The organism is Mycobacteriales bacterium, from assembly GCA_036497565.1.
Classification (GTDB): domain Bacteria; phylum Actinomycetota; class Actinomycetes; order Mycobacteriales; family QHCD01; genus DASXJE01.
Map to the genome: position 1 here is coordinate 1 of DASXJE010000095.1, position 7,013 is coordinate 7,013.

Annotated in this window: 9 protein-coding genes; 8 read left to right on the forward strand and 1 reads right to left on the reverse strand. The window is 68.3% G+C overall.

From position 1 onward, the window contains the following. From VGH85_08480 to VGH85_08495, 4 genes are all read left to right on the forward strand, one after another. Positions 1-648: TIGR04282 family arsenosugar biosynthesis glycosyltransferase (locus VGH85_08480; protein ID HEY2173832.1), on the forward strand; the 648-nt coding region annotated here is incomplete at its 5' end. After that, on the forward strand, positions 645-1,325 hold the full coding sequence (locus VGH85_08485; protein ID HEY2173833.1) for a class I SAM-dependent methyltransferase: 681 nt from the start codon (positions 645-647) through the stop codon (positions 1,323-1,325). The genes VGH85_08480 and VGH85_08485, both read left to right, overlap by 4 nt. Before the next feature lie 278 nt (positions 1,326-1,603). Further along, complete coding sequence (locus tag VGH85_08490; GenBank protein HEY2173834.1) at positions 1,604-2,305, forward strand: ANTAR domain-containing protein; 702 nt, start codon at positions 1,604-1,606, stop codon at positions 2,303-2,305. Beyond that, the gene (locus VGH85_08495) at positions 2,302-2,559 is read left to right on the forward strand and encodes a hypothetical protein (GenBank protein ID HEY2173835.1); all 258 of its coding nucleotides are present in this window, start codon (positions 2,302-2,304) and stop codon (positions 2,557-2,559) included. The genes VGH85_08490 and VGH85_08495 overlap by 4 nt, the downstream gene beginning before the upstream one ends. Before the next feature lie 91 nt (positions 2,560-2,650). Here VGH85_08495 and VGH85_08500 read toward each other — a convergent pair whose 3' ends face one another. Further along, entirely contained in the window at positions 2,651-3,553 is a 903-nt protein-coding gene (locus VGH85_08500; GenBank protein ID HEY2173836.1) for an NAD(P)-dependent oxidoreductase, read from the reverse strand. A 189-nt stretch (positions 3,554-3,742) separates the two neighbouring features. On the opposite strand from VGH85_08500, the gene VGH85_08505 reads away from it, so the two are divergent. The 4 genes from VGH85_08505 to VGH85_08520 all read left to right on the forward strand — a co-directional run. Continuing rightward, positions 3,743-4,582, forward strand: coding sequence for a phytanoyl-CoA dioxygenase family protein (locus tag VGH85_08505; GenBank protein HEY2173837.1), 840 nt, complete (start codon positions 3,743-3,745; stop codon positions 4,580-4,582). 43 nt (positions 4,583-4,625) lie between these two features. Next, complete coding sequence (locus VGH85_08510) at positions 4,626-5,537, forward strand: aldo/keto reductase (GenBank protein ID HEY2173838.1); 912 nt, start codon at positions 4,626-4,628, stop codon at positions 5,535-5,537. Further along, complete coding sequence (locus VGH85_08515) at positions 5,534-6,511, forward strand: aldo/keto reductase (GenBank protein ID HEY2173839.1); 978 nt, start codon at positions 5,534-5,536, stop codon at positions 6,509-6,511. Before VGH85_08510 ends, VGH85_08515 begins: the two co-directional genes overlap by 4 nt. Before the next feature lie 34 nt (positions 6,512-6,545). Next, a partial coding sequence (locus VGH85_08520; protein HEY2173840.1) for a hypothetical protein occupies positions 6,546-7,013 on the forward strand: 468 nt, incomplete at its 3' end.

Consider the following 7,013-nt stretch of genomic DNA (forward strand, 5'->3'; position numbering starts at 1 on the left):
CTGCTGGTCATGGCGAAACGACCAATCCCCGGTCGGGTCAAAACCCGGCTATGCCCGCCCTGCACGCCCCACCAGGCCTCCGAGCTCGCCGCCGCGGCGCTGGCCGACACTCTCGAGGCGATGCGACAAACCCCCGCCGAACGGCGCGTCCTGGCCATCGACGACGCGTCCGGGCTCACCGCAACCGGCTTCGACGTCCTCCCCCAACGCGGCCGCGGCCTCGGCGATCGGATCGCCCACGCTTTTCTCGACACCGCCGCGACCTGCCACAGCCCGATACTGCAACTCGGCATGGACACCCCGCAGATCAACCACCACCTGCTCACCACCTGCCTGCATCAACTGCACCGCGACGACGTCGACGCCGTGCTCGGACCCGCCCTGGACGGCGGCTGGTGGACCCTAGGACTGCGCGACCCGCACCACGCCGGTGTCCTGCGTCAAGTGCCGATGTCCACGCCACGAACCGGCCAACTCACCGCGGCCGCACTCCGCGCCCTCGGACTCCGGGTCGCGCTGCTACCCGTACAACGCGACGTCGATACCGCCGCCGACCTTCCCGCCGTCGCGCACGCCGCCCCCCGAAGCCGATTCGCCGCCGCCGTCAACGCCCTCCAACCCCAACCCGCCAACGAAGTCAGCGCATGACCGCGCCATCGGGCCGACCCGCGCCTTCAGACCACTCCGCCCTCGACTGCTACCAAGCCGCGTTACGGTCCGCCCGACACAAGACGGACAGCGGCTGGACCCTGCGACACCGCGATGGCCCCCCCACCCCGCTGCCTCTGCACGACTGGTGCGGCGGCACCATCGCAGGCGACGCGGCCCTGCTCAGTCATTGCACAGGCCCCACACTCGACGTCGGGTGCGGGCCCGGCCGGATCACCGAGGCACTCACCCTGCGCGGCCTGCCCGCGCTCGGCATCGACATCGCGGCCGAAGCTGTCCGGCAATGCCTCGACCGGGGCGCGGCCGCCCTACACCGCGACATTTTCGACCCCATCCCCGGCGAAGGACGCTGGCGTCACGTCGTGCTCGCCGACGGAAACCTCGGCATCGGCGGCCAGCCACACCGACTTCTCCGGCGCATACGCCAGCTCATCGACACCGGCGGCACCGTCATCTGCGAAACCCTCCCGCCCGACGCGCCGCTCCGATGCCACACACTGCGCCTCGAACACGCCGACCGGGTCAGCGACTGGTTCCCCTGGGCGCAAGGCGGGGTCGACGCGGTCGCACAACTCGGCCCAAACGTCGGCCTGCACCTCTCCCACATCTGGACCGCCGCCGGCCGCTGGTTCATCGAATTCGAGTCCGATACCTAACCCGCCGTCACTTCGTATGGCTGTGCGCGAGAACTGTTGCGTGGTGTCACCGGAGCGAGGCATGACTCCCGACGGCGGTCTGAGGTCACGGCGTACACTAGAGGCAAGGGTGACGGCCGAGGCAGCTGGCTGAAAACTGCCGGAGCACTGAATCAAGGTCGTCACATGTACCGCATCACACAATCTCATCGCTCCGAAGTCGATCTTGGTCGTACGCGGCCCCCGCGGCCGAGGAGTCCATCGAATCCCCGCCGCCTGCTCGTTGAGCAGATGGCGCGATGACTGCCCAGGACCACCTCGCGGCGGTATTCGCTGCAGCCGCGGGCCGCGCTGAGACGGTCGACCGCGACCAGGTACGACGCGATGCGGTCGAAGGCGGTCTGGGGATTGCCGCCGGCCTGGTCGGATGCAGCATCACCGAGAGGGCCGGCCCGGACTTCCGCACCCGCGTATTCGCGCGTGACCTTGCACGAGCGCTTGATCAGCGACAGTACGACGCCGGGATCGGACCGTGTGTGGCCGCGACGCAGGATGGGCAGCGGCACATCGTCGACGACGTCTCTGTGTTCGCACGATCCAACCCGCGATTCGCGACGGCCGCGGCAGCTGGTGGCGTGTTGCGCGTTTTGTCCGTCCCACTGACGGGCCGCCAGGAGTCGCAGAGCATCAACTTCTATGGATCATCATCCACCCCGATACGCGATCCGCTGACACTCGCACGCGCCAACCTGCTGAGTCGTGCGGTAGCGATCGTGGATGCCGACGATCGCCCGACCCGGATCGGCGAGACACCCGCGGTCAGGGCAGCGGCCTTGCACCGAGACCTTATCGAGGAAGCGCGGACAGTCGTGATGCGCAGACAGCGCATCACCAAGGAAGACGCCTTCTACTGGCTCGTTGGCCAGTCCCGTCGTGAGAAGCGCAGCATCTTCGCGACTGCGCAAGCAGTCATTCAGGATGCCGGATCGGACAGCCCATGAGGGACACCGAGCACCACAACCTGAGTCTGTCTGAAGGTGTCCAGTACGCGCAATTGACCCCGTCCGACCTCTGGGTTCAGTACTACGCACTCGGTGGCGACGCCGACGAATACGAAGTCGAGGCCTACGCCCTTGGCCTCTTAACCGCCGACAACTACCAGTACAACGTTATTGCACAGGCCATCAACGAGGCGTTCATAGATCGCGGGGCTAATCACCCGGTCGCCTATAGAGATCTCGACCTGACGGACTAACCGACCGTTCCGCGTGAACGTGACGTTGATGCGGCTAGAGCGCTTGAACGTGACGTTCAAGCGGAATGGCAGTGGCAGCGGGCCGCGGGCGTCAGTAGGGGCAGCGCATGTCGCGGACGGCCTGCTCGCCCTTCGCGTCGAGTTCGCGCAGTTCGTCGAGGAAGGTGCCGAAGTGCCGGCGGGGCCGAAAGCCGATTTCGGCGGCGCCCGAAGCGTCCGGCAGCGACGGTCGGCGCGCGATGTTGATCCCGTAATTCTCGACCAGGTCGCGCGACCCGGGGAACACCCGCTCGACCGAGGCGAGCGGATCCTGCTCCCACGACTCCGTGTCGTCTGCGGTGAAGGCGTTCGCGCGTACGGCGTTGACCACGACGCCTTCCGGATCCGCCGACGGCGAGAGCCCGGTCTCGAGATGACGCACCGAGCGGTCGACGCAGTCGAGCACGTCCTCGCGGTCGACACCGCCGTAGAGCAGCCGCGCGCCGTAGCGGTTGAGGTAGTCGCTCCCCCACGGGGTGAAGTCCGCCGGCCGGATGATCACGTAACGCAGGCCGTGATTACGCCGGTGGTATTCGCACAGCTCCTCACCGATCCGCTTGGTGAATCCGTACTTCTCGTAGTGCCCGTGCCACGACATCGACGAGAGGAACACGAGGCGGCGTACGCCGGCCTCCTTCGCGGCCTGCAGCGCCCAGAAGAAGCCGTCGACGTTGAGCCGCCAGAAGTCGATCTCGGTCTTCACCCGCGAGTGGATCCCGTGCCATGCCGGGGTGTGCAGGAGCAGGTCGCAGCCCTGTGCCGCCCGCTCGAGCCCCACGCCGGCCTGGACGTCGCACTGCACGAACTCCCCGTCGGTGGAGTCGCCGGAGTCGGCCGCGGGATCGTCGGGCAGCGGGTTGAGGTCGCTCGAGACGACCGTGTGCCCCCTCGCCCGAAGCCGGGGCGCGATGCCACGACCCACGTTGCCGCCCGCACCGGTCAGCAGGATCCGCACGAGATGTCCTCCTCGGTCGTGACTGGGTAGGCGCCGGTTGACCCCCGCATCGGCGCGGACTATTTTCTACCACGGTGAATTCATATTCCGCATCGTGGATGTCGGCTACCGTCGCGGGCCCCGTCCCGCGAGCCGAGCCGGCGCCCCCAGCGACGTGTCGACGCCGTCGCCTACCACCGAGGAGCTGTCATGGATCCGTCCTGCCTGCAACACCGGTTGACCGAGCCGGAGCGGGCGGTCTTCGAGGAGAAGGGCTTCCTGCAGATCGAGGATGCGCTCTCGCCGCAGCAGGTCAGTGAGCTGACCGCGGCGGCCGACAGCCTGCACAAGCGTCAGCTCGACGCCGGCGCGGCGAAGGCCGACTCGGCGATGTTCTTCCCGAACTTCATCCCGGAGCACCCGTCGTTCACCGAGCTCGTGGACTACGACCGCATCCTGCCGAAGGTCTGGGGGATGCTCGGCTGGAACATCTACCTCTACCACGCGCACCTCATCGTCACCCCGCCGTCGGGCAAGCAGCGTTCGGACGCGACCTTCGGCTGGCACCAGGACTCCGGCCGGGTCAACCGCGACATGGAGACCCACCCCCGCCCGCGGCTGTCGATCAAGGTCGCCTACTTCCTCTCCGACGTCGGCGAGGAGGGCCGGGGGAACTTCTGGGTCGTGCCCGGGAGCCACCTGAAGGACGACGACGTCGCCATCCCCACCGAGGGGACCGGGCAGCCGGCCGGCGCCGTACCGGTGCTGGCCAAGCCCGGCACCGCGGTCTTCTTCGACCGGCGGCTCTGGCACGCGGCCAGCCCGAACTGGTCCGACGTCACCCGCAAGGTGCTCTTCTACGGCTACGGCTATCGCTGGATCCGGACCAAGGACGACATGACGGTCGACGAACTCTGGCCGCAGAGCGACCCGATTCGCAAGCAGCTGCTGGGGTATGGCGTCAACTGCAACGGCCACTACTCCCCGTCGGAGGACGACGTACCGCTGCGTGGTTGGCTGGCCGAGCACAGTCCCGAAGACGCCGCCTGACCCGGAGCTCCACCCGCACCGATCGGTTACGAATGGAGACACGATGAGCACGTCAGCACTGCCGCGACGCACCCTGGGCCGCACCGACCTCGAGGTGACCACCCTCGGGTACGGCGCCATGGAGGTCCGCGGCTCCCGCATCTGGGGCGGCCGTCCGATCGAGGACAAGGACGCGGAGACCATCCTCAACGCCGTCCTCGACTCGGGGATCAACTTCGTCGACACGGCCAACGACTACGGCCGCAGCGAGGAGTACATCGGCCGCTACCTGTCGCACCGGCGCGACGAGTACGTGCTCGCGACCAAGTGCGGCTGCACCGTCGTCCACCGCGACGACGAGACCGACGACACCCCGCACGTCTGGACCCGCGACAACCTCTTCCGGGGCCTGCACGAGAGCCTCGACCGGATGAAGACCGACCACGTCGACGTGATCCAGCTGCACAACCCGAGCGTGGAAGAGGCCGAGAAGGGTGACCTCGTCGCCGCGCTGCAGGAGATGAAGGAGCAGGGCAAGACGCGCTGGATCGGCATCTCGGCAACCAACCCGCACCTCGCGACCTACATCGGCTGGGGTGTCTTCGACACCTTCCAGATCCCCTACTCCGCACTGGAGCGGGAGCACGAGACCCTGATCGGGCAGGCCGCCGACGCGGGCTCGGGGGTCATCATCCGCGGCGGAGTCGCCCGCGGCGAGCCGGGCGCCGGCCTGGGTTCGCAGGACCGCTGGGCGGTGTGGGAGAAGGCCAACCTCGACGAGCTGCTCGAGGAGGGTGAGAGCCGGACCGGCTTCCTGCTGCGCTTCACCAACAGCCACCCGGGCATGGCGACCAACATCGTCGGGACCAACAACCCGGCGCACCTGCGCGAGAACATCGAGATGGCCTCGCAGGGGCCGCTCCCGGACAAGACCTACAACGAGGCCAAGCGCCGTCTCGACGCGGCCTCGGCATGACGGCCCGCACCGACGGGGTCCTGCGCCGCCCGTTGGGCAAGTCCGGGGTCGACGTCAGCGCCCTCGGTATGGGGTGCTGGGCGATCGGCGGTCCGCATGCCCGGCGGGGCAATCCGGTCGGCTGGGGTGTGGTCAACGACGACGAGTCGATCCGCGCGCTGCATCGGGCCTTCGACCTCGGTGTGACGTTCTTCGACACGGCCGACGTCTACGGCTGCGGTCATAGCGAAAAGCTGGTGGCCCAGGCGTTCAAGGGCCGGCGCGACGACATCGTCATCGCGACGAAGGCCGGCTACACCTACGTCGAGGAGACTCGCGAGGCACCCGGTGAGGACGGTTCGCCGGACTACATCCGGTGGGCCTGCGAGCAGAGCCTGCGGCGACTGGACACCGATCACATCGATCTCTACCAGTTCCACCTCGGTGGATACGACATCGAGAAGGCGCCCGAGGTGCTCGCCGTCTTCGACGAGTTGGTCAACCAGGGCAAGGTCCGTGCGATCGGCTGGAGCACCGACGACCCGGCCCGGGCCGAGCTCTTCGCGCAACACCCGAGCTGCGTGGCCATCCAGCAGTCGTTCAACCTGTTCCAGGGCAACGAGGCGACGCTGGAGATCTGCGAGAAATACGGTCTCGCCAGCGTCATCCGCGGGCCGCTGGGCATGGGCCTGCTGACCGGCAAGTTCTCGCGGGACAGCACCCTGCCTGACGACGACGTGCGGTCCGGGTGGGACTTCGGTAGCGGTGAGCAGGCCGACCGGCTCGCCCGGCTCGAGAAGGTGCGCGCCGTACTCACCGAGGACGGCCGCACCCTCGCCCAGGGCGCGCTGGGGTGGCTGTGGGCGCGCAGTCCGGCGACGATTCCGATCCCGGGCTTCAAGACCACGGCGCAGGTCGAGGAGAACGTCGGCGCCCTGCAGCACGGGCCGCTGACCGGCTCGCAGATGACCCGCATCGCGGAGGTGCTCGGCTAGGCTTCCCTCTCCGGTCCCGGAGAGGGTGGCGAGGATGTCGGACAGTACGACGACGCAGCCCCGACCGTTCCGTCGGTTCGCCGACGGCGGAGCGGTCGGGGACGTCATCCCGTTTTACGACGCCGGCAGCTACCACCTGTTCTGCCTGGCGACCCCACCCGGCGCGGTGGAGTCGACGGCCCGGATGCGGACGTCGTGGCGGCACCTGCAGTCCACCGACCTGGTCTCCTGGCAGGAGTTGCCGACCGCCCTCTCCCCCGGCGGCCCGGATGAGCCCGACCACGACGGCGTCTGGACCGGCTCGGTCGTCAACGCCGACGGCCGCTACCACGTCTTCTACACCGGCCACGCCGCGGGAGCGGCGGTCCCGCAGACGATCTGTCATGCCACCAGCGACGACCTGGTGAGCTTCGAGAAGGATCGGCGTAACCCGATCCTGCGGCCCGACTCCGCGATCTTCGGGCAGACCGACTGGCGCGATCCGTTCGTGTTCTGGAACGAC

Bases quoted from the DNA above. Each gene is read 5' to 3' on its own strand.
- VGH85_08485 (HEY2173833.1), top strand. From the start codon at position 645: ATGACCGCGCCATCGGGCCGACCCGCGCCTTCAGACCACTCCGCCCTC.
- VGH85_08490 (HEY2173834.1), top strand. From the start codon at position 1,604: ATGACTGCCCAGGACCACCTCGCGGCGGTATTCGCTGCAGCCGCGGGC.
- VGH85_08495 (HEY2173835.1), top strand. From the start codon at position 2,302: ATGAGGGACACCGAGCACCACAACCTGAGTCTGTCTGAAGGTGTCCAG.
- VGH85_08505 (HEY2173837.1), top strand. From the start codon at position 3,743: ATGGATCCGTCCTGCCTGCAACACCGGTTGACCGAGCCGGAGCGGGCG.
- VGH85_08510 (HEY2173838.1), top strand. From the start codon at position 4,626: ATGAGCACGTCAGCACTGCCGCGACGCACCCTGGGCCGCACCGACCTC.
- VGH85_08515 (HEY2173839.1), top strand. From the start codon at position 5,534: ATGACGGCCCGCACCGACGGGGTCCTGCGCCGCCCGTTGGGCAAGTCC.